The organism is Bartonella sp. MR168JLCBS, assembly GCF_042194175.1.
On record NZ_JBHIMP010000627.1, the window covers coordinates 1 to 528 of the forward strand.

The following is a 528-nucleotide window of genomic DNA, read 5'->3' on the forward strand; positions in this document are numbered from 1 at the left end:
GAATGCCATTATGTTTGATGGTAAAAAGTCCGTTGCTGAGCGTATTGTTTATGGTGCGCTTGATGTTGTAGAAAGTAAGGTGAAGTCAGATCCGGTGGTTTTGTTTCACCAGGCGCTGGAGAATGTTGCCCCTCATATCGAGGTTCGTTCGCGTCGCGTTGGTGGTGCCACTTATCAGGTTCCTGTTGATGTTCGTCCTGATCGTCGTCGAGCTCTTGCTGTCCGCTGGTTAATTACGGCGGCACGTGGACGTTAATCGTCTTGCTGGTGAATTGATGGATGCTGCTAATAATCGCGGTTCTGCAGTGAAGAAGCGTGAGGATGTTCATCGTATGGCTGAGGCTAATCGTGCATTCTCTCATTATCGCTGGTAGATATGTTTGAAAACTAAGGCAAGTGCAATGGCTCGCGAATATAAAATTGAAGATTATCGTAATTTTGGTATTATGGCGCATATTGATGCCGGTAAGACCACTATGACTGAGCGTATTTTGTTCTATACTGGTAAGAATCATAAAATCGGTGAGA

General features: G+C 45.1%; 1 protein-coding gene and 1 pseudogene. Both read left to right on the forward strand.

Features of this window, described 5'->3' with window-relative positions; genetic code table 11:
• Positions 1–374, forward strand: a pseudogene (gene rpsG / locus ACFIK8_RS13080) (30S ribosomal protein S7); the annotation flags it as partial.
• A 27-nt stretch (positions 375–401) separates the two neighbouring features.
• Positions 402–528: GTP-binding protein (locus ACFIK8_RS13085; RefSeq protein WP_375669670.1), on the forward strand; the 127-nt coding region annotated here is incomplete at its 3' end.